This is a genomic window from Arthrobacter sp. ISL-48, assembly GCF_018613805.1.
Classification (GTDB): Bacteria; Actinomycetota; Actinomycetes; order Actinomycetales; family Micrococcaceae; genus Arthrobacter.
In genome coordinates this window covers 1-24,409 of the sequence record NZ_JAGGPL010000012.1, presented here as the reverse complement: position 1 = coordinate 24,409, position 24,409 = coordinate 1, and the positions used below count along the sequence as shown (strand labels likewise).

General features: G+C 64.7%; 15 protein-coding genes, 1 pseudogene and 1 riboswitch. Of the genes and pseudogenes, 8 read left to right on the top strand and 8 right to left on the bottom strand.

The genetic code is table 11. The features are described from left to right. Positions 1-43 precede the first annotated feature (43 nt). Positions 44-3,688 (top strand): methionine synthase, encoded by a 3,645-nt coding sequence (gene metH / locus J7E83_RS12390; RefSeq protein ID WP_214962501.1) that lies wholly within the window; start codon positions 44-46, stop codon positions 3,686-3,688. Here metH and J7E83_RS12385 read toward each other — a convergent pair. The 3 genes from J7E83_RS12385 to J7E83_RS12375 all read right to left on the bottom strand — a co-directional run bounded on the left by J7E83_RS12385 (position 3,678) and on the right by J7E83_RS12375 (position 7,954). Then, a complete protein-coding gene (locus J7E83_RS12385) occupies positions 3,678-6,575 on the bottom strand; it encodes an ATP-binding cassette domain-containing protein (RefSeq protein WP_214962499.1) in 2,898 nt (965 codons plus the stop codon). The two genes, metH and J7E83_RS12385, sit on opposite strands and share 11 nt — an antisense overlap. Beyond that, the gene (locus J7E83_RS12380) at positions 6,572-7,129 is read right to left on the bottom strand and encodes a hypothetical protein (RefSeq protein ID WP_311379660.1); all 558 of its coding nucleotides are present in this window, start codon (positions 7,127-7,129) and stop codon (positions 6,572-6,574) included. The genes J7E83_RS12385 and J7E83_RS12380 overlap by 4 nt, the downstream gene beginning before the upstream one ends. 195 nt (positions 7,130-7,324) lie before the next feature. Beyond that, entirely contained in the window at positions 7,325-7,954 is a 630-nt protein-coding gene (locus J7E83_RS12375; RefSeq protein WP_214962497.1) for a hypothetical protein, read from the bottom strand. Between the two features lie 305 nt (positions 7,955-8,259). Here J7E83_RS12375 and J7E83_RS12370 point away from each other — a divergent pair, with 305 nt between their 5' ends. Further along, the gene (locus tag J7E83_RS12370) at positions 8,260-9,297 is read left to right on the top strand and encodes a hypothetical protein (protein ID WP_214962494.1); all 1,038 of its coding nucleotides are present in this window, start codon (positions 8,260-8,262) and stop codon (positions 9,295-9,297) included. A gap of 74 nt (positions 9,298-9,371) precedes the next feature. Here the strand turns inward: J7E83_RS12370 and J7E83_RS12365 are convergent, their stop codons facing one another. The 5 genes and pseudogenes from J7E83_RS12365 to J7E83_RS12345 all read right to left on the bottom strand — a co-directional run bounded on the left by J7E83_RS12365 (position 9,372) and on the right by J7E83_RS12345 (position 15,133). Continuing rightward, on the bottom strand, positions 9,372-10,451 hold the full coding sequence (locus J7E83_RS12365; RefSeq protein ID WP_214962492.1) for a LacI family DNA-binding transcriptional regulator: 1,080 nt from the start codon (positions 10,449-10,451) through the stop codon (positions 9,372-9,374). Positions 10,452-10,489: 38 nt separating this feature from the next. Then, on the bottom strand, positions 10,490-11,401 hold the full coding sequence (locus J7E83_RS12360; RefSeq protein ID WP_214962490.1) for a carbohydrate ABC transporter permease: 912 nt from the start codon (positions 11,399-11,401) through the stop codon (positions 10,490-10,492). After that, positions 11,398-12,278 (bottom strand): annotated as a pseudogene (locus J7E83_RS12355) (carbohydrate ABC transporter permease). Before J7E83_RS12355 ends, J7E83_RS12360 begins: the two are co-directional and overlap by 4 nt. Positions 12,279-12,320: 42 nt before the next feature. Then, complete coding sequence (locus J7E83_RS12350; RefSeq protein WP_214962489.1) at positions 12,321-13,655, bottom strand: ABC transporter substrate-binding protein; 1,335 nt, start codon at positions 13,653-13,655, stop codon at positions 12,321-12,323. A gap of 41 nt (positions 13,656-13,696) precedes the next feature. Beyond that, positions 13,697-15,133 carry a GH32 C-terminal domain-containing protein gene (locus tag J7E83_RS12345; protein ID WP_214962487.1) on the bottom strand — a complete coding sequence of 479 codons (1,437 nt, stop codon included), beginning with the start codon at positions 15,131-15,133 and terminating at the stop codon, positions 13,697-13,699. A 376-nt stretch (positions 15,134-15,509) separates the two neighbouring features. Here J7E83_RS12345 and J7E83_RS12340 point away from each other — a divergent pair, with 376 nt between their 5' ends. From J7E83_RS12340 to J7E83_RS12315, 6 genes are all read left to right on the top strand, one after another. Next, the gene (locus J7E83_RS12340) at positions 15,510-16,664 is read left to right on the top strand and encodes a response regulator (RefSeq protein ID WP_396020539.1); all 1,155 of its coding nucleotides are present in this window, start codon (positions 15,510-15,512) and stop codon (positions 16,662-16,664) included. Between the two features lie 124 nt (positions 16,665-16,788). Beyond that, a riboswitch (glycine riboswitch) is annotated at positions 16,789-16,886 on the top strand. 161 nt (positions 16,887-17,047) lie between these two features. Beyond that, positions 17,048-19,900 carry an aminomethyl-transferring glycine dehydrogenase gene (gene gcvP / locus J7E83_RS12335; protein ID WP_214962485.1) on the top strand — a complete coding sequence of 951 codons (2,853 nt, stop codon included), beginning with the start codon at positions 17,048-17,050 and terminating at the stop codon, positions 19,898-19,900. Between the two features lie 9 nt (positions 19,901-19,909). After that, positions 19,910-21,046 carry a glycine cleavage system aminomethyltransferase GcvT gene (gcvT, locus tag J7E83_RS12330; protein WP_214962483.1) on the top strand — a complete coding sequence of 379 codons (1,137 nt, stop codon included), beginning with the start codon at positions 19,910-19,912 and terminating at the stop codon, positions 21,044-21,046. A gap of 109 nt (positions 21,047-21,155) precedes the next feature. Beyond that, on the top strand, positions 21,156-21,539 hold the full coding sequence (gene gcvH, locus J7E83_RS12325; protein WP_214962481.1) for a glycine cleavage system protein GcvH: 384 nt from the start codon (positions 21,156-21,158) through the stop codon (positions 21,537-21,539). A gap of 14 nt (positions 21,540-21,553) precedes the next feature. Beyond that, a complete protein-coding gene (glyA, locus tag J7E83_RS12320; RefSeq protein WP_214962479.1) occupies positions 21,554-22,867 on the top strand; it encodes a serine hydroxymethyltransferase in 1,314 nt (437 codons plus the stop codon). A 63-nt stretch (positions 22,868-22,930) separates the two neighbouring features. Then, positions 22,931-24,358: an L-serine ammonia-lyase gene (locus J7E83_RS12315; RefSeq protein WP_214962478.1), complete on the top strand. Its 1,428-nt coding sequence runs from the start codon at positions 22,931-22,933 to the stop codon at positions 24,356-24,358. The last annotated feature ends 51 nt before the right edge of the window (positions 24,359-24,409 follow it).

The following is a 24,409-nucleotide window of genomic DNA, read 5'->3' as shown; positions in this document are numbered from 1 at the left end:
AACACAACGCAATGTTTCGGCGTGTCGCCCGTAACCTATTTAGATGCCTCGTTTTGCGCTTGATATAGAATCCGTCGCCCGCCCCGTCCGTTCGCAGGAGCTTCTGGACGCCGTGAACCACCGGGTCGTCATTGCCGACGGCGCGATGGGCACCATGCTGCAGGGCCGGGAACTGTCGCTCGAGGCCGACTTCCTGGGGCTGGAGGGCTGCAACGAGATCCTCAATGCCACGCGGCCGGATGTCCTCGCGGACATCCATGACGCCTACTTCGCCGTGGGCATCGATGCGGTGGAAACCAATACCTTCGGTGCCAACTGGTCCAACCTCTCCGATTACGGCATCGACGACCGCATCGAAGAGCTCGCCCGCAAGGGCGCAGCGATCGCCCGCGAGCGCGCAGAAGCCGCAGAAAAAACAGACGGGCGGATGCGCTGGGTCCTCGGCTCCATGGGACCGGGCACCAAGCTCCCCAGCCTCGGGCATACCAGCTACGACTACCTCAAGCAGACTTTCGCGCTGCAGGCCGAGGGCCTCATCGACGGGGGAGCGGATGCCTTCCTCATCGAGACCAGTCAGGACCTCCTGCAGACCAAAGCTGCCGTCAACGGCTGCAAGCAGGCCATCGTGACCCGCGGCGTCCGGCTCCCGATCTTCGTCGAGGTGACGGTCGAAACCACCGGAACCATGCTGATGGGATCAGAGATCGGCGCCGCGCTCACCGCCCTCGAGCCGCTCGGCGTCGACGCCATCGGCCTGAACTGCGCCACCGGGCCGGACGAGATGAGCGAGCACCTGCGTCACCTCTCCAAGCAGTCCTCCGTGGCCATCGCCTGCATGCCCAACGCCGGCCTGCCGGTGCTTGGTCCCAACGGCGCGCACTATCCGCTGTCACCTTCCGAACTCGCCACGGCGCATGAGCAGTTCGTGCGGGAATTCGGCCTGGGCCTCATAGGAGGCTGTTGCGGTACGACGCCGGAGCACATGGCCGCCGTCGTCGAGCGTCTTGCGCCCTTCCGCACCAGCGGTACGGTCGCCAGCAACGGAAACGGCGCCGCCCGCGTCCCCACCGAGCGTGAAGCGGGCATCGCTTCCCTCTACCATCATGTGCCGTTCGACCAGGAGTCCGCCTACCTCGCCATTGGTGAGCGCACCAACGCGAACGGTTCGAAGGCATTCCGCCAGGCGATGCTGGACGAGCGCTGGGACGACTGCGTCGATATCGCCCGCGAGCAGGTCCGCGTCGGCGCGCACCTGCTCGACGTCTGCATCGACTATGTGGGGCGCGACGGCGTTGCCGATATGAAGGAGATCGTCTCGCGTTTCGCGTCGGCCTCCACGCTCCCTCTGGTCATGGACTCCACCGAGCCGGCCGTGCTCCAGGCCGGGCTCGAACACATCGGCGGCCGCCCGGTGGTCAACTCCGTCAACTACGAGGACGGCGACGGCCCCAACAGCCGCTTCGCGCGCATCATGCCGCTCGTGAAGGAACACGGCACCGCCGTGATCGCCCTGACCATCGACGAAGACGGCCAGGCACGCACCACCGGGGGCAAGGTGGCCATCGCCTCCCGCCTCGTCGACGCCCTGGTGGGCGAATGGGGGATGCGCGTGGAAGACATCATCGTCGACGCCCTGACCTTCCCCATCGCCACAGGCCAGGAAGAAACCCGCCGGGACGGCATCGAAACCATCGAGGCCATCCGCCAGATCACCGCCAAGTACCCCGGCATCCAAACCACCCTCGGCGTCTCCAACGTGTCCTTCGGCCTGAACCCGGCAGCGCGCATGGCGCTGAACTCGGTGTTCCTGCATGAGGCTGTACAGGCCGGACTGACCAGCGGCATCATCGACGCCGCCAAGATTGTGCCGCTCGCTTCACTGCCGGAGGAGCAGCGCAAGGTGGCGCTGGACCTCGTCTGGGACCGCCGCGAATACGACGCCGACGGCAACGTCACGTACGACCCCCTGAACAGCATGCTGGACCTGTTCGCCGGCGTCGACACCGCAGCGCTCAAGGACCAGCGCGCCGCGGAACTCGCGGCGCTGCCCACCGGCGAACGCCTGCAGCGGCGCATCATCGACGGCGAAGGCAAGGGCCTCGAAGAGGACCTCGACCTAGCACGCAGCGAAGGCATGACCCCGCTCGGCATCATCAACGACCAGCTGCTCGAGGGCATGAAGGTGGTGGGTGAGCGCTTCGGCGCCGGTGAGATGCAGCTGCCGTTCGTGCTGCAGTCCGCTGAGGTGATGAAGAACGCGGTTGCCCTGCTCGAGCCGCACATGGAGAAGTCGGATTCTTCGGGCAAGGGCACCATGGTGATCGCCACTGTGCGCGGCGATGTGCACGACATCGGCAAGAACCTGGTGGACATCATCCTCACCAACAACGGCTACAAAGTCATCAACATCGGCATCAAGCAGGGGATCGCCGAGATCATGGCCGCAGCCGAGGAGCACAACGCCGACGTGATCGGCATGTCCGGGCTGCTGGTGAAGTCCACCGTGGTGATGAAGGAAAACCTTGCCGAACTTCAGTCCCGGGGCCTCGCGAAGAAGTGGCCGATCATCCTCGGCGGTGCAGCCCTGACCCGCGCCTACGTGGAGCAGGACCTGGCGGAGCAGTTTGATGGCGTGGTCCGGTACGCCAAGGACGCCTTCGAGGGCCTCGCACTCATGGAACCGCTGGTACAGGTGGCCCGCGGCGCTGACCCGGACGCCGTCGGCCTTCCACCGCTGAAGAAGCGGATCCATAAGGGAGGCGTGAAGTTCACGGTGACCGAGCCGGAGGCAATGCCCGGCCGGTCCGACGTGGCCGCCGACAACCTCGTGCCCGCGCCGCCGTTCTGGGGGACGCGCATTGTGCGCGGCGTGGCACTCCACGACTACGCTGCGTTCCTCGACGAGCGCGCCACCTTCATGGGGCAGTGGGGGCTCAAGCCCGGCCGCGGCGAGGACGGCGCCTCCTATGAGGAACTGGTGGAACGTGAGGGCCGGCCGCGCCTGCGGTACTGGCTGGACCGTATCCTCGGTGAGGGAATGCTGGATGCGTCCGTCGCGTACGGCTACTTCCCGGTGGTCTCCGAGGGCGAGCAGGTGGTGGTGTTGCACCACGGTACGGATACCGACGGCGTCCTCGGCACTGCGGGCCTGCTCGCTCCCGACGGCGGTTCAGGCGGCCCCATCGGCACGGAGCGGCTGCGGTTCGACTTCCCGCGCCAGCGCCGCGACCGGCACCTGTGCCTGGCCGACTTCGTGCGCTCACGCGAATCGGGGCAGATTGACGTGCTGCCGGTGCAGCTGGTCACCGCCGGCTCGAAGATTGAAGAGTTCACGTCAAAGATGTTCGCCGCCAACCAGTACCGCGACTATTACGAGCTCAACGGCCTGGTCATGCAGCTCACCGAGGCGCTTGCCGAGTTCTGGCATGCCCGTATCCGCACGGAGCTGGGCTTCGCGGCCGAAGAGCCGAAGGACAAGGCAGGATACTTCAAGCTCGATTACCGCGGTGCGCGCTTCTCGCTCGGATACCCCGCGTGCCCCGACATGGAGGACCGCCGCAAGGTGACGGAGCTGCTGAAACCCGAGCGTATGGGCGTTGTCCTGAGCGATGAGCTGATGCTGCACCCCGAACAGTCCACCGACGCATTCGTGTTCCACCACCCGGAGGCAAAGTACTTCAAGGTGTGAGTTGGGGCTGGTCCCCGGCCTGAGTGGGTTGGTTCCGGGCGGCGTGTCCGCCGATGCTTTTGCCCGGGCTGGAGACCGGCTTGACCCGCCGCAGTGCGGCGAGGATGGCCCGCCCCACCACAATGATTCCGATGATCGTGGTGACGGCACGCAGGGTGTCCCAGCCCGCCGTCGACGTCAAAAGCGAGTAGAGCAGGAAGCTGCTGAGGTTGGTGCCCAGTGGCGCGCCGGCCACGTAAGAAATGCCGGTGCCGGCGCCCACCGCGAAGGGCCAGAACCACAGATTGGTCAGCAGGCCGAACGCGTAGGACGCCAGGGCGCCGTAGCCGCACAGCATCCACAGTTCGGCCCGCCCCCGCACACGGCGGGGGAGCAGGCCGGCCCCGGCGCCCACCCACGCGCAGGCGAAGATCTGGAACGGGGTCCAGGGCCCGATCCCGCCCCACACGGCGCTGGAGACGGCGATGGTGGCGGCGCCGAGGAGCAGGCCGAAACGGGGACCGAATGCACGGCCGGCCAGGATCAGCAGGATAAACACTGCCTCGACGCCGCCGACGCCGGTGCTCGCCACCCGCACCGCCGATCCGATGGCTGCCAGCACGCCGAGTAACGCCACCGTGTGCGCGGAGCGGACCGAGCCGTCGAGGGACACCGCGACGAGGACGGCGGCAAGGGGCGCAATGGCCAGCGCCGCGTACGGGACGGCCGCGGCGGCATCCTGCGGGAGGGCTGTAGCGAGCAGCGGCCAGCAGAACGCGGCGAGGGCAAGAAGGTTCGCAGCGGCGAGAATTGTGAGCTCCGCTGCCCGTGGCATCCGGATGCGGTGCTGTCTTCCCGCGGCTTGAGAGTCCGTCCGTCCGTCCACGGCCGTTGGTTTTGGTCCAGCACCTGCTTGCCGGGGAGACAGGAGGGGCGGTTCCGGCGCAATGACCGCCTCGGAGGAAGGCGCGACGCCGTCACTCATCGGGAGAATCCGGGCGCCGAGGCCGTGCGCAAAATCGAGGTCATGGGTGGCGATCAGGACCGCCGTGCCGGCGTCCGCTGCTGCCCGCAGCGCTGCCGAAACTGCTGCGCGGGCCTCAGGATCGAGTCCACGGGTCGGCTCATCGATCAGGAGTACCTGTGGGTCGTCCATTGTCTGCAGCGCGATGGCCAGGATCCTGCGCTCGCCAGCGGAGAGGTCCCGGGGATGTTCGTGCCCGATAGGCATCCGAGCGTCTCCCCGCAAACGGGCAAGGCGTGACTCCGCGGGCTCTGGGGGAATCTCGGCACTGGTCGAGTGACGCCGGTTTGAGCGACGCAATGCGTGCGCCTGGCGTCGCTCTGCCGCGCGGAGCTCTGCTGCGACGGTATCCCTGGTGAAGAGATCGTCGGAGGCGTCCGGGACGAGGGCGACCCGCCCGCCGTCGGCTGTTCCTTCACTGCCCGTTACTTCTCCCACCGTGCCTTCACCCAGGGCGAGCGCCACCAGGAGGGACGACTTCCCGGCGCCGTTCGGCCCCACCAGAGCCACGATTTCGCCGCGGTGCAAGGTCAGCGAGGCGTCGCGCACCAGCGGCTTGCCCTTGCGGTGCACCGCGAGCTTTGTCGCCGTCAGCACGGGCGCGAGCTCCGGCGCGTGCTCCGCCGACCGTGCCGGCGTTGAACGGGCAACGACAGGGGGCGAAACCCCGGACGGCGCAACGCCTGGCACCAGGGCGCCGTCGTCGATGGTCCACCAGAAATCGGCAACGGGTACGAGCGGTTCAGCCCGGTGCTCCGCAACGATGACGCAGACACCTTCTTCGTGGGCGAGGGCGTTGAGCACGGCGATGACGCGTCCGCGTGCTGTGGTGTCGAGGTCGGCCAGGGGCTCGTCAACCAGGAGCAGGGCCGGATGCTCCACTACTGCGGCAGCGATGGCTACGAGTGTTGCCTCACCCGCCGAGAGGGTGCTGATATTCCGGTCCAGCAACGCCGACACCCCGACACGCTCCGCGACCTCCAGCACCCGGGCCTTGGCGGTATCGGACGCCACTCCGCGCAGCTCGAGCGCGACGGAGATTTCGTCCCGGACCCGGGTGGTGGCGAATGCGGCGCGGGGATTCTGCAATACGACGCCGACGAGGCGGGCGGTATCGCGCGGCGGCGTGGTGGTGCGGTCCGCTCCGGCGACGCGGACTGTGCCAGAAATCTCCCCACCGTCAACATGTGAAAGGAGGCCCGCAATGCCTCGCAGGATGGTGGACTTGCCGGAGCCCGTAGGCCCGGTAATGACAGTCAGCGAACAGATTGGGGGCTCGAACCCGTCGACGCGGATCTGCGCGTTACCAATGCGGAAGCGGGCGTCCCGAACGAGAACGGGTGCTTCGATAGCTTGGCCGGGTTGGTGTGCTGTCCGGCTTCCGAAGCCGCGAAGTTCCAGGGCCGCGGCAACCCGGGCCGCATGCTCAAGGGTGCGCTCAAGAACGGGCACCAGGGCGCGGGGCCCGAAGCGTTCGCCCCGCAACCGGAACGCCAGGCGTACGGAGGTTACGGCGTCGGAAAGCGCCGGGAGCGCCGCCCACGCCACCACAAGCATCCGGGCGATGCCCTGCAGGGGGCCCCCGCGGGCCAGAACCATGAAGCCGCGGGCAACGTCCACCCAGGCGTTGAGCATGCCGAAACCCAGGATCATCCCGGCAATCGGCAGGGCGGACAGAACCGCCTCCCACAGGCCAGATGCCGTTACCGGGCCGAGGAGGACCACATGGGCGTAGGGGGCAGGCAGCCGCATCGGCGGTAGGTTGAGCAAAACCGGTCCGACAGTGCCCGCTCCGTTGAAAAGGATGCGGTAGACGACCCGCGCCACGACGAAGACGACGGCGAGAGCCGCCGCTGCGCGTAACGGCGCGGGCCGGAAGGTCATGCCGCTGGGGCGGCCGGTGCGCCGTCGACCGTGTAAAGCAGCTCCAGGCTCTGCCCGGGACTCACTTGCAGGGTGGCGAGGCCTTCCTGCGCGTAGGCCCAGTCACCGGAGGCCGGCTTCACCCAGAGGGACCAGTAGGCAAAGGCTGCGGGCATGCCCTTGCATTCTTCCCGGTACGTGCCATCCTTGTGGGTGATGTCGAAGTCCGCGGCGGGGACACCGTTCACCCGGCAAGCCAGTCCGGTGGGGTACTGCGTGGTGCCCTCGGTTTTCACCTTTGCCTCGCCGAGCACCTTGGAAGCGGGGGTAGGCCCGTCCACGGGCACGCAAACGGACGTATCAGCGGCCGCCTGCTTCAGGGCGCCCGAATCGACGACGACCTTCACCCCGGCGCAGGGCCCGGAGGCGGCGCTGGATGAAGCCGTTGCCGGGGAAGCCGGTGTAGAGGTAGCTGGCTGGGTGGCGGCCGGCGTGGAACAGGCGGCGAGGGTAAACAGGAGACCGGCGGCGGCGAGGGAGCTCGCGGCGGCGGTGCGCATCTTAGTCAAAGTCACCCGTTAAGCGTAGGGCGTTGCTAGTCCTGATCATGTTGTCGTCGGGTTGTATGACTTAGGTCTGTCATTGCACGAGATATTCCTGATCCAGATGGGCCAGAGGGACGAGCCCCTCACCTTGAAACCCTTGCACCGACAGCGCACCTCCCGGGCATGCTTGAATCAGCCCTCCGGTTTACTGCTGTCCCTCCAGTTTTACTGCTGTGCAGTCAGGTGCACGCTAAGACGATCCAAGTATTTTCTAGTGCTTTTACGCCAACTCTTCTCGCATACCTTTGACCACAACCAGCCCCGGGAGATGTCGAAGGCCGCTCCCATTGTGAGGGTGCAACCCGAAGGGGTCGGCTCCAATTTGTACGTCTGCCGGGTTGCTACACCTGTTGGAGTGACAGTCTTCGTGGCAGCCCACCTCGGCACTTCTTCATCAATTACTTCGATGATGCACGCCGCCCCATCACGCCCGATAAAACATTGCTGCTCGCCGACCCCTAGGGGAGTTCCAGGCACCGTGAAGGCGCGTTGTGCGTCCGAAAACAGGACGGCAGACTCAGCCGGCCGGATGACGGACCAGACTTTTAGCGGATCAACATTGAAGGCAGCCGTTTCCTCCACAGTGACGGTTCCTGCCTTAGCAGCGCGGGCGGCGCTATTATTCGAGCCCACCCACAGAAGTAATGCAACCACGGTCAGGCCGATGGTGGTTAGGACAATAGCGGAGCCCAGCTCGGGATCGCCCGCCTTGGCAACGAGAATCCCGACCACATAAATCGAGATGTAGCCCGCTATAAAAAGCATTAGATACAGAGTCTTGAGCACGAGCTTCACCCGTGCAATTATCCGGTCGATTCCAATTTTGGCCTGGATTTGTGATGGGCGCGCCGGTCCGGCGCACCATGGCCAACGGCCGGTCCACAGCACTATGTGCTGAGGTTCGAGTGGACCCGGATGGCGTCGGCAATACGGCCAGCAGTGACGTCGACCCGGAAAGCAACCGGCGCGGTTCCTGCCGTCCGTAAATGACCGCTCCTGTTCACCGTCCCGAAACCGCTTGGACCACGCCGGTTCTCCCGCAGCAGGAAGTCTTTCCACAGACCCCGCCCCGCCCGCCCAGCAGACACAGGACCACCTCCATGCCTTCAAAGACAATGAAAACCACGACGGCGGCAGCCGTCCTGGGGCTCAGCCTCCTTGCGTCCCAGCCCGCCAACGCCGCAGACACCCCCGACAGCCAGGCGTTCACGTTTGGCGTCATCGGCGACACCCCTTACGGCGACGCCGAAATCGCCAAGTTCCCATCCCACATCCAGGACATTAACGCCGACAGCGCGCTGAAGTTTGTTACCCATCTGGGCGACATCAAGAACGGCTCCTCGGTCTGCTCGGACGAATACTTCGCCAAGATCCGCTCAGAGTTCGACACCTTCAGGCACCCGCTGGTCTATACGCCGGGCGACAACGAGTGGGTGGACTGCCACCGCACCAACAACGGCGCGTACAACCCGCTGGAGCGGCTGGCCAAACTGCGGGAGGTCTTCTTCGACGAGCCTGGCAAAACGCTGGGCACAAACATGCCGGTCAAAACCCAGGAGAACGTCGGGCTTCCCGAGGATGTGCGCTTCACCCAGAACCGCGTGGCCTTCTCGGTGGTGAACGTCCAGGGCAGCAACAACTCGCTCCTTCCGTGGAGCGGCCTGGGCGAAATCTCGCCAACGCCGGAGCAACTGGCCGAGGTTGCGCACCGGACGGATGCGGTCGTCAACCAAATACACAGCACGTTCACTGACGCCAAACGGCGCAACGACCGCGCCGTGGTGCTGATGACCCAGGCCGACATGTTCGATCCGTCGCTGCTGGCCGCGGCTACCGCCGACCCCGAAACCGTGTCCGGGTTCCGGGAAATCGTCGCCGCCATTGTCGAAGAGACCAACCGCTTCGACCGCCCGGTCTACCTCATCAACGGCGACAGCCACGTCTTTGCCGAGAACCAGCCGCTGGCTGATGGCTCGCCGTGGCTGGACATCTACGGCCAGCCCGCCGCGGATGACCTGCAGCGCATCACCGTGGACGGAGCGGCCAACGCCACCAACTACATCCGGTTCACGGTGGCCGGCAACAGCAGCGACGACCGTGCCGTCCTGAGCTGGGAGAAGGTCCCGTTCAGCCAGTAGGCACCAGACGGAAGCGGACGACGGCGGGAGGTCCCGCCGTCGTCCGCGGCGATACCCATTGCGGACACGGGAGGCTACACGGGGGCCGGCGCCCGCACGGAGTTTCGTTCCACGGTGGGACAGTAGATTTTCGTGGGGACAGGGGCCTGTGCTTCTTCAAGGCCAAGGAGCATGCGCACTCCCGCTGCCCCCAGTTCGTAGTGGGGAAGAGACACGGTGGAAAGCGGGGGCCGGAGGTGGGCGGCAATAACTTCCTGGTTATCGAAGCCCACCACAGCCATGTCACCGGGAATGGAGAGGCCCTGCTCGCGCAGCCCGTCGTACAGTCCCATCGCCATTCGGTCGTTGTAGCAATACACGGCTGTGACGTCGCGTTTGAGGAGTTCCTCAGTGGCTCCGTACCCTCCTTCCTGGTCCGGATAGGCTTCGAGGACCAGGCTTTCGTCGAACAATATGCCTTCTGCTTCCAGCGCTTCCTTGTACCCCTGAAGTCGTCCGTCCTTCGCCGGTGCGGGGATGGTGGCGTTGATGAAGGCGATCCGGCGGTGGCCGTGCTTCAATAGGATTTCTGTGGCAGAACGTCCGCCTTGTACTTCATCCGGGACCACGGCCCGCGCGCCTGGTTCCGCGGAGAAGCAGTTGACGAGGACGAAGTCTGATTCCCGCAGGGATGCCGGCAGGTCGGTGGCTCGGTGGAACCAGGTCGAGTAGAGGATGCCGCGGACTTTGTATTCCAGCATCATGGCAATTGCATCCGTTTCAAGCTCACGGTTACCGTCGGTATTGGCGATCAGAAGGGCGTAGCCATGCTTCCAGGCCTCATCCTGGGCGCCATGGATGATCTGGCCGGCGAAAGGGGTGGTTGCGATCGCGTCGGCAACGAGGCCGATGAATCGGGAACTTCCGCTGACCAGGGTTTGCGCCATGGCGTTTGGCCGGTAGCCCAGCTCTCGGATCGCGTCCAGCACCCGCTGGCGGGTCTCGTCGGCGATCCGGGCGGACTTTTTCTTGTTCACAACGAGAGACACGGTGGCTGTGGAGACACCGGCAGCCTGGGCTACTTGCCGGAGGGTGACTGGTTGAGGGCGGTGGCCCTGTTTTGCGGGGGCAGCTGCACTCGATGGCATGCCCGAACCATTCTCCTGCGAAATCATGTGCCCTCCTTCAGGAGTATATCCGCCTGTTGTTGCTCTCATCCCTTGCTCGCCCCGCTCTCCAGGCCTTGGATCATTGCCTTGTTGAGTACGAGGAAGACCAGCAGCAGGGGAGTGATGGTGACACAGACGGCAGCGAACGTGGCTGTCCAGTCCGTTTTGCCCATGGCGCCAATGTAGTTCTGTAGGCCCAGCGGGATGGTCTTCAGCTCCTCGGAGAGGACGAAGGTGTTGGCGAAGATGAAGTCGTTCCAGATAAATATGCTGTTGACCAGAACGACAGTCACCACAGTATTTACCGAGAGCGGGAGGGTGATAAGTCCGAAGATGCGGTAAGGCCCTGCTCCATCCAAAGAGGCGGCCTCGTATGTTTCACGGGGGATGTACTCGAAGAAGGAGGAAAAGAGGTAGATCGACATCGGAAGGGCGAAGCCGGCCAGGGGGATGATCATCGACGGGTAGGTGTCGAGCAGGTTGATGCTGGAGTAGTCGATGAAGAGCGGCACAAGCGCGATCTGGACGGGCACGATGATGCCGATCAGGAACAGGCTGCGGACGAACTTGCTGTAGCGGAAGCCAAGGACCTGCAGGGCGTAGGCGGCCATCATTCCCAGGAGCACGATCAGGAGGTTGGCGCCCATCGTGACGATGAAGCTGTTGAGGATGTTCATTCCGAGGTTGCCGGTCTCGAAAGCGCGGGCATAGTTATCAAAAGTGACAGCTTTGGGGAGCGCGAATGGATCCCCGGTCGCGAAGTCATCTTCGGTGCGCAGGCTTGTGATGAAAAGCCAGGCCAGGGGGTAAACCTGCACGATGACGATGAGGGCGATGATCACTCTTGACAGGGTTCCGTGGAGGCTGGGCTTGCGCCGTCTGCGGAGTGGCTCCCGGCTCTCTGATGGGTCCGGGGTTGCTCTGGGCCGTGTAACCGGAGCTGCTGGCGCGGTCATGCGTCCGCCTTTCGTTTGAGCATGAAGAGGATGAGTCCTACGGCGACCAGGCACTCGACGACGATGAACACGGCGATGGTGCTTGCGTAGCCGAAGTCTGTGCTGTGAAAGCCGTCTTGTACATGTAAGTGGTCAGCAACTCGGAGGACTGTCCGGGTCCGCCGTTGGTCATGAGGTAAGGGATGTCGAAGCCGCGCAGCCCGTATGTTGTTGCCATGATCGTGGTGGTGATCCAGACGGGCATGATGTGGGGGAAGCGGATCTTGGTGAACAGTTGCCACCGCGAAGCGCCGTCGAGGCGGGCGGCTTCCTCAAGCTCCTGCGGGACGGACAGCAGCGCCGCGTAGATGATGAGCATGTAGAGGCCGGTGAACCGCCAGCCCTCCGGGGCCGACACTGCCGTGAGGACGCTGTTGATATCCGAAAGCCAGGGGCGTTCAAGGGCGCCGAGGCCGATCCAGTGCAGGAGCTGGTTCAAGAGGCCGACGGGCTCGATCGAGTAGATGCGCACGAAGAGGAACGCGATGGCCACGGTTGAGATCACTGCTGGCAGGAGGTAGAGGGTTTTGATGAGCTCGCGGCCGCGGCGCATGGAGGTCAGGAGGCTGGCGACGAGGAGGGCGCCGCCAAGCTGCAGGACAAGGCAGATTGCGAGGTATCCGAGGGCGTTGAAGAAGGAGCGCCAGAAGACGTCGTCTGCTGTAAGCATCCGCACATAGTTGGTGAGCCCCACGAACTCCATGTCGCTGATGCCGTTCCAGGAGAAGAAACTGAGGAACAGCGACTGCATGATGGGGAACAGCACTGCGACTCCGTAGAGCAGCAGGGGTGGGAGCAGGAAGACCAGGACAGAGAGTCGTGACCTGTTGGGGAGCATGGCTGGGCCTTTCGGGTGGGGGCCGTACCCCCACCGCTGTGATTACTTGAAGAACTTCGGGGCGTTCTGCGCGATGGCGTTATCCATCGTGCTGGTGAACTGTTCGGGCGTGATGTTGCCCTGGACCAGCAGCACGAGCTCCTGCTGCAGCCTGCCGTTCGTTGTTGGATCGAGCTGGGTGTCCCACGGCATTGCCTGTTTGTTCCCGAGGTCGTTGGCGTGCTCCAGTGCCTTCTTGTACAAGGGCGTGGCGTTGGCGGGGATGGCCGTCTCTACATTGGTAGTCGGCGAAAGCGCGCCGGTAGCCGCGTATTCGGACGGGTACTTCGTTAGGGCGAATTTCAGGAAGTCGCTCACGAGCGGGTCATAGGTCTTGGAGTTGACGGCCATTCCAATGCCGGACGGGGAGACGAACTCGTTGGCCGCCGTGACGGATCCTGCAGTCGTTGGCAGGGTGAAGAAGTCGATGTCGTTGCGCGTCGCAGAATTCAACTTGTCAGTTGCCAGGCTTGGCAGCTCCCAGGTGCCGATGTTGTACATCGCTGCCTGGCCGGAGGTGAACTGGTTCTGGGCGTCGGAGTAGCCCTGTGAGGAGAACCCGTCCTGGAAGCACTTGGCCTTGCCGAGCGAAGCCAGCCATTGAACGGTCTTCTCGCCTGCGGGGTCAGAGAACTTCGCTTCCCCCTTTTTGAGCTTCTGGATGAAATCCGGTCCGCCTTCACGGAACGGCTGGTAGGCGACATACCGCTCCAAAGGCCATTGGTCCTGGCCGTCGATGGCGATCGGGGTGATGCCTGCATCGCGCAGGGCGGTGCACATGGCAGGAATGTCGTCGAGGGACTTCGGGACGGAGACTCCTGCCTTCTGCAGCAGCGCCTTGTTGTACCAGATGAATTCCAGCTCGAACTGGAACGGAATCATGTTAAGGGACCCATCATCGAAGCGCTGGTAGTCCAGCGCGCTGGGCCGGTAGTCGTCGTACACGTCCAGGGACTTCAGCAGCTTCTCGGCGTCCACCATCTTTCCCTGCTTGGCCAGCTGCTGGGCGAAGGGTGTGGCGTCGGTGTCGAAGAGCTCGGGAAGCTTGTTCGCAGCGGCAAGGGTCTCAAGCTTTTGGATGTAGGAGGGCCGGTCCGGGGTGGTGATCAGGTTGAGCGAGAAGCCCGGGTGGTCCTTGGCATAATCGTCCGCGAGTTTCTTCATGATGTTGATGACCGCTCCGTCGGCCGGCCGGGACAGCAGCCACGAAATTTCGCGGGGCTTGACCTCCCCGGTGGGACTGACGTTGGAAGGGTCGCTGGCTGTTCCGCTGCCGCATCCGGCGAGGGCGAGGGCTGCGGCCGCAGCCACGGCAGCTGTTCGGAATAACTTCTTCATGGGGACAATCTCCTTTGATTTGAGCCGAAAATGGTGGTGGTTTAGTTGTCTGTGCGGTTGCGTATCTGAAGCTCGGTGAGGGTTGCTGACCCCTCCCCGGTGAAGACGCCGATGCGCCCCGCTGGCAAGTCGTAGATCCTCGTGCTGAGCGCCACCTGCCGATCCAGGACGGCGACGCATAGGTCCCCGTCAACGACCAGTTCGAGGGTGTGCTCTCCGGGAGCCAAGTTGCAGGGGCGCTCCAGTTCGACGTGGAACGGAGTATCCCCGGATACATGCCATTGCGCGTCACCGGTGACTTTTCGCGGCCACCGGTCGAAAACCATGCGGCCGCGCTTAGGTTCCAGGCGCAGAACGTAGGACTCGTCCCCGTCCTGGCTCGAGCGCAGCAACAGCCCACATTCAGTGGTGTTGGGTTCGATGTCCAGAACTGCCTTGGCATAGAACTGGCCGGGCAGCTCAACGTCGGAGACGACGGCGGTGTACCTGTCCGGTACGTTCAGTCGGGTCGGCAGCTCGTTCGTCAGTGACACCGGGACGTCCTCCCAGAAGCTGTCAACGAGTTCGTCGGCGAATCCGAATCCCAGGGTTCCGTCCGGGTTTTGCCGGGCTTCCAGGACGGACATGCTCCCGGCCCACTGCCACGGCCCGTCGTCGGTGTTGTCTTCCTTGCTGGCGATCCATCCGAAAAAGAAGCGGCGGCCGTCGCGTTCGGCGGTCTTGGAGGCGTAGAAGGCTCGCCCGTCGACGCTGTCCAGGTTGGGTACGCTCCATGGGCCGTCGGGGCTCTTGGCCATGCGGTACCGGGTCGTGAAGGATTCAGAGAACTCCGAGTAGACCAGGTACCACCAGTCACCCCAAGAGAAGACGTCCGGGCATTCATGGGTGATGTAGCGGCGTGGATCCCAGAACGGTTCGGTGTGCTGCCAGGTCATCAGGTCGCTGGAGACGCACTGGGCTATGACACCACGCCGGCGTTCCGGCCCGGTGGAGTGCCGGGCCGCCAGCAGCATTCGCCACTGGCCCGCGGCCTCGTCCCGGAAGACGAAAGGATCCCGCCAGTCGCCGGACTCGTAGCCGTCCGGGGCGCCGAAGGTATGTTCCGGGTGCTTCACCCAGCTTTGCATTCCATCTGTGCTTGTGGCGTGCATGACCAACTGAAGAGGTGCACCGTCCGCTCCGACGTGGCGGGGGTTTTGGCCCGTGTAGAACAGATGCTGGATGCCGGTCTCATCGACGACGACACTGCCCGTGTAGGCGTTGAAGTCCGCATCTTTTTCGCTTCCGTGCTTGAGGGAAACACCCTGGTCCTCAAACTGCGTGAGGTCTTTAGTGGTGACGAGGTTCCATGAGGTTCCCGGCTTCGGGTCTGCCCGGACCTCGTGAAGGTAGAAGAGCCAGAACTCTCCGTCCTTCTCAAAGGGGATAAGGTCTCCAACCCATCCATCGGATGGCTGAAAGAAAACTGAGCGTTTCATCGGCGCTGATGTCCATTTCTGCTAAAGCGTTTGATCACCAGTAACGTACCGCTTCCCTGAACCGTGATCAAGCGTTTTAGCAAATTTGGTTTTAAATCTTTCGTTGGCCTTAATCCTGAAGATGTGGAGTCGAGGGAGCGCGCGCAGGGCTTGCTTCGTCTGGGCCCGTCGTCGGCAGCTGGTGACCTGCGAATTTTGGCAGGGTGCTGCCCTGCGTCCGGCAGAGCAAACCTTTCAACTGCAAGGAGATCCGGACTAGCCTGTACCTGGGCCTGGTAGGCCGTCTAGTGGGCGTAGGTTTCTGATGCGTATGGGCCGGGGGGGGCAAATAGTGGGGGGATCTTTTCCGGTCGGGCAGGGGCCCGCCGAAAGCCAAGTGGATTCTCCGCGCCCGGTGGCGGAAGCCGCGACCATCACCGGCTCCACTAACCACTCCCCGCCCGCCATGAAGGTGCTCGTGGCCGACGACGATGCAGGGTCCCTGCTGGTGGCGAAGGCCGCCGTCGAAAAGTCCGGCCACGAATGCATTATCGCCTCGGACGGGGATATGGCGTGGCAGCTTTACCAGGATCATCATCCAGAGGTGGTGGTCACCGACCTCATGATGCCCGGCCTCAACGGCTTTGACCTCTGCCGGGCAATCCGGGCCGCAGAATCCGGCTCCTATGCCTACGTGGTGCTCCTGACTTCGCACGGGGCGCGGGAGGACGTCCTGGAAGGGATGAGGGCAGGAGCCGATGACTATGTGACCAAACCGCTGGACCCCTTCATCCTGCATACCCGGCTGCTGGCCGCCCGGCGCGTTACAACACTCCACGGCGCCCTGGCCGAAGCCCTGACTGAAACCAGGGGCAGTAACGAGCGGCTGGCCGAATTCACCGGCCGGGTCAGCCACGACCTTCGCAATCCCTTGACCTCAATTCTTGGATACGTCGAGCTTGGATCCATGGAAGCGGAAACGGATCCGGACTCTGCTTCCCAGTACCTGGAGATCGTCGGCCACAGTGCACGGAGGATGCTGTCCATGGTCGAAGAACTGCTCACCTTCGCCTCCATTGGAGGTTCATTTGTCAGGTCCCGGCTGTCGCTGGCAGACCTCGTGAAGGACGTCTCTGACGACCTAAGTCTGGGCCTGAGGGAAGCCGGCGCGCTGGTGGAGTGCCAGGATTTTGATTTCGACGCGGACGAGAGCCAGATGCGCGTGGCGCTGCAGAACCTGATCCAGAATGCAGTGGCATACCGACGGGCAGGGGTTCCCCCTGTCATACAGATCCAGGGACAGAGCTCAGGAGCCGACGTCGTCATTCAGGTCGCGGACAACGGCAAGGGAATCGGCGCGGGGGACCGCCGCCGCGTGGTTGAACCGCTGGTCAGGCTGCACCGGGAGGGGGACCCTCCCGGATCGGGCCTGGGCCTGGCCACGTGTGCCAGGATCACGGCCGCCCACGGCGGCCACCTGGAGATCTCCCCGAGTCCCAGCGGCGGAACGACCGTCAGCCTGCACCTCGGCGTCGCAGTACCTGGGAGCTAGTCCGAGGCCCTAATGCATGGACATGGACATCGACCCGGCAAGCGGCAGAACCGGCCGACGTTTGCATCCCGCCCCGCGACGAGATATGTTGTGAGCCGTGTCACCCAACAGTGGCACATGCTTATGATCTGCGGCGGGAGAGTCCTGCCGGTACGTTCAGCAGGCGCCGTAGGAGCAAATCCTCCCCAGGAATCTCTCAGGCCCACGTACCGCCGCGGCAAGGCAACTCTGGAAAGCAGTCCGGGCAACCGGGCTCACCGACGGTGCAAGTGGCGCTCTGTGAAACAGCAGGGAAACGCAAAACTCTCAGGTCCAATACAGAGCGGGGAGGAACCCGAATCAACGTGGTGCTTAGGCATCACCTGAATTATGGAGTTCCTCTCATGACGGTTCAATCGTCCCCGTCCACGTTCGCAGACCGCCACATCGGCGCGCGCCGCCAGTCCGATATCGACACCATGCTCAAAGCCGTCGGCTACGACAGCCTTGACTGCCTTGTCGATAGCGCGGTCCCCGATTCCATCCGGCAGGACAAGCCGCTCACGCTGGAAAGCGCCCTCAGCGAAGTCCAGGTCCTCGCCGAACTCCGCAAGCTCGCCGGTAAGAACAGGACCGCCGTGCAGATGATCGGCCAGGGGTACTACGACAATGTCACCCCGCCGGTGATCCGCGGCAATATCCTCGAAGCCCCCGCCTGGTACACCGCCTACACCCCGTACCAGCCCGAAATCTCGCAGGGCCGGCTTGAGGCGCTGCTGAACTTCCAGACCATGGTCCAGGACCTCACCGCGCTCCCGGTGGCCAACGCGTCACTCCTCGACGAGGCAACCGCCGTCGCCGAAGCCGTGCTGCTGATGCGCCGGGCCAACAAGAACAAGACCTCGAAGGACGGCAAGACCGTCCTCGACGCCGACTGCCTCCCGCAGACCATCGCCATCGTGTTGGGCCGCGCCGAAGCGCTCGGCTTCGAGGTGGAGATCGCCGACCTCACCAACGGCCTGCCCGACGGCGACATTAACGGCGTCGTCCTGCAGCAGCCCGGCGTCTCCGGCCGGGTCTGGGACCAGTCCGGCGTCATCGCCGCGGCCAAAGAGCGCGGCGCCCTGGTCACCGTTGCCGCAGACCTCCTGGCCCTCACGCTCATCACCCCGCCAGGGGAGCAGGGCGCGGACATCGCCGTCGGCTCCACCCAGCGCCTGGGCGTTCCGCTGTTCTTCGGCGGCCCGCACGCCGCCTACATGGCCGTCCGCGCAGGCATGGAACGCACGCTCCCCGGCCGTATCGTCGGCGTCTCCAAGGACAACGCCGGCGTCCCCGCCTACCGTCTGGCCCTGCAGACCCGCGAGCAGCACATCCGCCGCGAGAAGGCCACGTCCAACATCTGCACCGCGCAGGCTCTGCTGGCCATCGTCTCGTCGTTCTACGCCGTCTACCACGGCCCGGACGGCCTGAAGGCAATCGCCGAAACCGTTCACAACAACGCCCGCGCCCTGGCCTCGACGCTGAAAATCGCCGGCCGTGAACTGGTGGGCGACACTTTCTTCGACACCGTCACTGTCCGCGTGCCCGGCAAGGGCGCCAAAGTGATCACCGCCGCTGAAGCCCGTGGCATCAACCTGCGCCTCATCGACGCGGACACAGTTGGCGTGTCCGTCGATGAAACCACGACGCCGGAGGTCCTCTCCGCGGTGGTCGTCGCCTTTGGCGCCGGTCCCGTTGTTGAAGCTGCCGGGTTCGAACTGCCGGAGTCGGTGCTGCGCACCTCCACCTACCTGCAGCACCCGGTGTTCAACACGTACCGCTCCGAAACGCAGCTGCTGCGCTACATCCGCAAGCTTTCCGACCGAGACCTGGCGCTGGACCGCACTATGATCCCGCTGGGCTCCTGCACCATGAAGCTGAACGCCACGGCCGAGATGGAGGCCATCTCCTGGCCGGAATTCGCCTCCATCCACCCGTTGGCGCCTGACTCCCAGACTGTCGGCTGGCGGGAACTGATCGCGGACCTGGAAGCGCAGCTGACCGAGATTACCGGCTACGACCAGGTGTCCATCCAGCCCAACGCCGGCTCCCAGGGCGAGCTGGCAGGCCTGCTGGCGATCCGCGGCTACCACCACTCCCGCGGCGAGGCACAGCGCAACGTCTGCCTGATCCCCGCCTCGGCGCACGGCACGAACGCGGCTTCCGCCGTCCTGGCTGGCATGAAGGTGGTGGTGGTGGCCACAGCGGCGGACGGAACGATCGACCACGCCGACCTTTACGCCAAGATCGAGGCCAACAAGGACGCGCTGTCCTGCATCATGATTACCTACCCGTCCACCCATGGTGTGTACGACGCCGACGTCCGTGAAGTCTGCGACGCCATCCACGCCGCTGGCGGCCAGGTGTACATCGACGGCGCCAACCTCAACGCGCTGGTTGGCCTGGCGCAGCCGGGCAAGTTCGGCGGCGACGTGTCCCACCTGAACCTGCACAAGACCTTCTGCATCCCGCACGGCGGCGGCGGACCCGGCGTAGGACCGGTCGCTGCCAAGGCGCACCTGGCGCCGTTCATGCCGGGCGATGCCAACAAGGCCGCGCACGAAGCAGGCCACGGTATTGCCATCTCGGCCTCGCGCTTCGGCTCGGCCGGTGTGCTGCCAATCTCGTGGGCCTACGTGAAGCTGATGGGCGGCCAGGGCCTGACCGAGGCCACCAAATCAGCGCTGCTTGCGGCGAACTATGTTGCGGCGCGGCTGGACGAGTACTTCCCCGTCCTTTACACAGGGGAGAGCGGGCTGGTGGCGCACGAGTGCATCCTGGACTTGCGCGAGCTGACGGCCCGGACCGGCGTAACGGCGGAGGACGTGGCGAAGCGCCTCATCGACTTCGGGTTCCACGCCCCCACGCTGTCCTTCCCCGTGGCAGGCACACTCATGGTGGAGCCTACCGAGTCCGAGGACCTCGCGGAGATCGACCGCTTCATCGAAGCCATGATCACCATCCGCCACGAGATTGACCAGGTGGCCGCCGGCGATTTCACCGTGGAGAAGTCCCCGCTGCGCAACGCACCCCACACCGCGGCCGCCGTCGTCTCCTCCGACTGGAACCGGGCGTACCCCCGCGAGCAGGCCGCGTTCCCTGTTCCGCACCTGAGGCAGGACAAGTACTTCCCGCCCGTCGGCCGCATCGACGGCGCCGCAGGGGACCGCAACCTGGTCTGCTCGTGCCCTCCGCTTTCTGAATTTGAGAACTAAGGACTTCCGATGACTGAGAACTACACGGCGCTTTACGACCAGCACAAGATTGCCCGCGCGTCCTTCACCGATTTCGGTGGCTGGCAGATGCCCCTGAAGTACAGCTCCGAACTGGCTGAGCACCACGCCGTGCGCAACGGCGCTGGCCTGTTCGACCTCTCCCACATGGGCGAAGTATGGGTCACCGGCCCTGACGCCGCAGCCTTCCTGGACTACGCACTCGCTGGCAAGCTGTCCGCCGTGGCAGTGGGTAAGGCCAAGTACTCGCTGATCTGCCAGGAAGACGGCGGCATCATCGATGACCTGATCACGTACCGCCTTCCCGCGGCTGCGGACGGAACAGCGAAATACCTCGTGGTCCCCAACGCCGGCAACGCACAGGTTGTGGCGGCAGCACTCGCCGAACGGGCTGCGGGCTTCGACGTCACGGTGGAGGAGGTGTCCGCCGAAACCTCTCTGATCGCCGTACAGGGCCCGAACGCGGAGGCCATCCTGCTGACGCTGGTCCCGGCCGAGCAGCACTCCCTCGTCACGGAACTGAAGTACTACGCGGCAGTTGAAGTGGAGATCAACGGACAAGACCTGCTGCTGGCCCGCACCGGGTACACCGGAGAGGACGGCTTCGAGATCTACATCCCCAACGAGGACGCAGCAGGCCTGTGGGAAGCCCTGCTGGAAGGCGGCGCCGGCCACGGACTCATCCCCGCCGGCCTGGCCAGCCGCGACTCACTCCGCCTCGAAGCCGGCATGCCGCTCTATGGCAACGAGCTCTCCCGCGACGGCAACCCCTACGCCGCAGGCCTGGGTCCGGTTGTCTCGCTCAAGAAGGAGTCGGACTTCGTGGGCAAGGCCGCCCTGACCGAGCTCAAGGCATCCGGCGCCGGCTCCACCACTGGCCGCAAGCTGGTGGGCCTCAAAGGCCTGGGCCGTCGCGCGGGCCGCAGCCACTACCCAGTCCTGAAGCACGGCAACGTGGTAGGCGAGGTGACCTCGGGCCAGCCGAGCCCCACCCTCGGTTACCCGATCGCCATGGCCTACGTCGACGTCGAACACTCCGAACCCGGCACCGCCCTGGACATCGACCTCCGCGGCAAGGCCGAACCCTTCCAGGTCGTCACCCTGCCGTTCTACAAGCGCCAGCAGTAATCAACGCTCTCTCACTTTTCGCAAGGTTTGAGCCAACGCTCTCTCACTCTTCGCAGGGTTTGAGCCAACGCTCTCTCACTTTTCACCCACCAAACTCAAGGAACCAAACATGAGCAAAGTTGTTGCAGAACTGAAGTACTCCGCCGAACACGAGTGGGTCGCCGCTGACGGAGCCGGCCCCACAGGCATCGGCATCTCCGCCGTGGCTGCCGATGCCCTGGGCGACATCGTTTACGTGGACCTCCCCGAGGTCGGCTCCACGGTGACCGCGGGGGAAACCTGCGGCGAGGTGGAGTCCACCAAGTCCGTCTCGGACCTCTACGCCCCGGTCACCGGTGAAGTGGTGGAGATCAACGACGACGTCGTCTCCGACCCGGCCCTGATCAACAACGATCCCTACGGCGCCGGTTGGCTGTTCAAGGTGGCCGTGACCGAAGAGGGCCCGCTGATGTCCGCCGAAGAGTACGCAACCGCAAACGGCGGCGAGCTGTGAGCGGCGCCGCGGGTATGACAGCCACCGCAGTTTTCGAGCAAGTTGCGTCCCCGTCCCTGGACGCGGACCTGTCCGCTTTGGACCCTGAGATCGCCGCAAAGATCGACGACGAACTCACCCGCCAGCGCGACGGGCTGGAGATGATCGCCTCGGAGAACCACACCGCCGTCGCGGTAATGCAGGCGCAGGGTTCGGTGCTGACCAACAAGTACGCCGAAGGCTACCCGGGCAAGCGCTACTACGGCGGATGCGAGCACGTGGACGTGATCGAACAACTGGCCATCGACCGGATCAAGGCGCTCTTCGGCGCCGGGTACGCGAACGTCCAGCCGCACTCGGGCGCGCAGGCCAACGCCTCGGTGATGCACGCTCTGATCAAGCCGGGCGACACTATCATGGGCCTGAACCTGGCCCACGGCGGCCACCTCACGCACGGCATGAAGATCAACTTCTCCGGCAAGCTCTACAACGTGGTCCCGTACGGCGTCCGTGAGGACACCCACACCGTGGACATGGCCGAGGTGGAGCGCCTGGCCCAGGAGCACAAGCCCGCGCTGATCGTGGCCGGCTGGTCCGCCTACGCCCGGCAATTGGACTTCGCCGAATTCCGCCGCATCGCCGATTCCGTGGGCGCCTACCTGATGGTGGACATGGCGCACTTCGCCGGGCTTGTGGCCGCCGGGCTGCACCCGTCGCCGGTGCCGCACGCACACGTCACCACCTCCACTACACACAAGACCCTCGCCGGTCCGCGTGGCGGCGTCATCCTGACGAACGACGCCGACATCGCCAAGAAGATCAACTCTGCTGTGTTTCCGGGCCAGCAGGGCGGGCCGCTGGAGCACGTCATCGCCGGCAAGGCTGTGGCGTTCAAGATCGCCGCGTCGCCGGAGTTCAAGGAGCGCCAGCAGCGCGTTCTGGCCGGTGCCCGGATCCTGGCCGAGCGCCTGGTCCAGCCGGACGTCACAGCCAAGGGGATCAGCGTGATCTCCGGGGGAACGGACGTGCACCTGGTCCTGGTGGACCTGCGCAACTGCGAACTGGACGGCCAGCAGGCCGAGGACCGGCTCGCGGAAATCGACATCACCGTCAACCGCAACGCCGTCCCGTTCGACCCGCGCCCGCCGATGGTCACCTCCGGCCTGCGGATTGGCACCCCGGCGCTGGCCACCCGCGGCTTCGGTGAGGCGGCCTTCCGGGAGGTTGCGGACATCATCGCCGAGGCATTGACGGCCGACGCCGGCACGGACCTTTCGGGTCTGCGTCACCGGGTAGAGGCCCTCGCCGCAGCCCACCCGCTCTACCCTTCGGTTGCGAACCTCGCCTAGTGCTTCGTTGTGGCAGGGTCCGCGTTGCCAATCCGACCCCCTCTCCAGTTAGGAATCATGCACATGGCTGTTGGAGTCTTTGACCTTTTCTCTATTGGGATCGGGCCTTCGAGTTCGCACACGGTGGGGCCGATGCGGGCTGCTGCGGTGTTCGCGGAGGAGCTGAAGTCCTCCGGCAAGCTGGCGGAGGTGGCGTCGCTGCGGGTTGACCTGTACGGGTCCCTCGCGGCGACCGGCCACGGTCACGGCACCATGACCGCCATCCTTCTTGGGCTGGAGGGTTTCCATCCGGAGCTGATCCTGCCGGATGAGGTGGAGGAACGGCTGGCCGGCATTGCCGGGACCGGGGTGCTGCGGCTCGCGGGTTCGGTGCCGCTGCCGTATGGGGTGAAGGATATGGTGCTGCGTCCGTTGACCATCCTGCCGAGGCATACCAACGGTATGACGTTCACGGTGTCCGACGCGGACGGTGTGGTGCTGCACGCGGCGACGTTCTTCTCGGTGGGCGGCGGGTTCATTGTCCGCGAAGGCGAGGAGGACGCCGCGCTGCAGGAGCTGGAGGAGTCCAAGAAGGTGCTGCCGCTGCCGTTCCGCACCGCTGCGGAACTTTTGGAACACTGCCGGGAGACCGGGCTGGGCATCAGTGAGGTGATGCGGGTCAATGAAGAGGACAGCAGGACGGTCGAGGAGATCCGGGACGGTCTGTTGCACATCTATTCGGTGATGGAGAGCTGTGTGGATGTCAGCCTGAAGCGTGAAGGCGTGCTGCCGGGCGGGCTGAAGGTCCGCCGTCGCGCTCCTGACTGGTACGACCGGCTGAAAAAGGAAAGCTCCCGGCCGGACAGTGAAGGCGGGGACGAGGACTTCCACGATCCGAAGTATTGGCAGGAGTGGGTTAACCTGATCGCCCTGGCCGTGAACGAGGAGAACGCTTCCGGCGGGCGGGTGGTCACGGCGCCGACGAATGGGGCGGCGGGGATCATTCCGGCGGTGCTGTACTACGCGCTGCATTTTGCGCCCGGGATGGAGAACGCCAGCCAGGAGGACCGCGATGACGTGGTGGTGAAGTTCTTGTTGACGGCGGGCGCGATCGGGGTGCTGTACAAGGAGCAGGCGTCCATTTCCGGTGCGGAGGTGGGCTGCCAGGGTGAGGTGGGTTCGGCGTCGTCGATGGCGGCTGCGGGGCTGGCTGAGGTGATGGGCGGGACGCCGTCGCAGGTGGAGAACGCCGCGGAGATCGCGATGGAGCACAACCTGGGGCTGACGTGTGATCCGATTGGCGGGCTGGTGCAGGTGCCGTGCATTGAGCGGAACGCGATCGCCGCGGCGAAGGCCATCAACGCGGCCAAAATGGCGCTCTGGGGTGACGGCTCACACCGTGTCTCGCTGGATGAGGTGATCGTGACCATGCGGGAAACCGGTAAGGACATGAGTTCCAAATACAAGGAAACGGCCATGGGCGGCCTCGCCGTCAACGTCGTGGCCTGCTGATTTAGCACCAAGGAAAGAGAACAATGACACTGGCACCTGAAGGCCGTAAGC

Coding starts and splice junctions, on each gene's coding strand:
- metH (WP_214962501.1), top strand. CDS start 44: ATGCCTCGTTTTGCGCTTGATATAGAATCCGTCGCCCGCCCCGTCCGT.
- J7E83_RS12385 (WP_214962499.1), bottom strand. CDS start 6,575: ATGACCTTCCGGCCCGCGCCGTTACGCGCAGCGGCGGCTCTCGCCGTC.
- J7E83_RS12370 (WP_214962494.1), top strand. CDS start 8,260: ATGCCTTCAAAGACAATGAAAACCACGACGGCGGCAGCCGTCCTGGGG.
- J7E83_RS12365 (WP_214962492.1), bottom strand. CDS start 10,451: ATGATTTCGCAGGAGAATGGTTCGGGCATGCCATCGAGTGCAGCTGCC.
- J7E83_RS12360 (WP_214962490.1), bottom strand. CDS start 11,401: ATGACCGCGCCAGCAGCTCCGGTTACACGGCCCAGAGCAACCCCGGAC.
- J7E83_RS12350 (WP_214962489.1), bottom strand. CDS start 13,655: ATGAAGAAGTTATTCCGAACAGCTGCCGTGGCTGCGGCCGCAGCCCTC.
- J7E83_RS12345 (WP_214962487.1), bottom strand. CDS start 15,133: ATGAAACGCTCAGTTTTCTTTCAGCCATCCGATGGATGGGTTGGAGAC.
- gcvP (WP_214962485.1), top strand. CDS start 17,048: ATGACGGTTCAATCGTCCCCGTCCACGTTCGCAGACCGCCACATCGGC.
- gcvT (WP_214962483.1), top strand. CDS start 19,910: ATGACTGAGAACTACACGGCGCTTTACGACCAGCACAAGATTGCCCGC.
- gcvH (WP_214962481.1), top strand. CDS start 21,156: ATGAGCAAAGTTGTTGCAGAACTGAAGTACTCCGCCGAACACGAGTGG.
- glyA (WP_214962479.1), top strand. CDS start 21,554: ATGACAGCCACCGCAGTTTTCGAGCAAGTTGCGTCCCCGTCCCTGGAC.
- J7E83_RS12315 (WP_214962478.1), top strand. CDS start 22,931: ATGGCTGTTGGAGTCTTTGACCTTTTCTCTATTGGGATCGGGCCTTCG.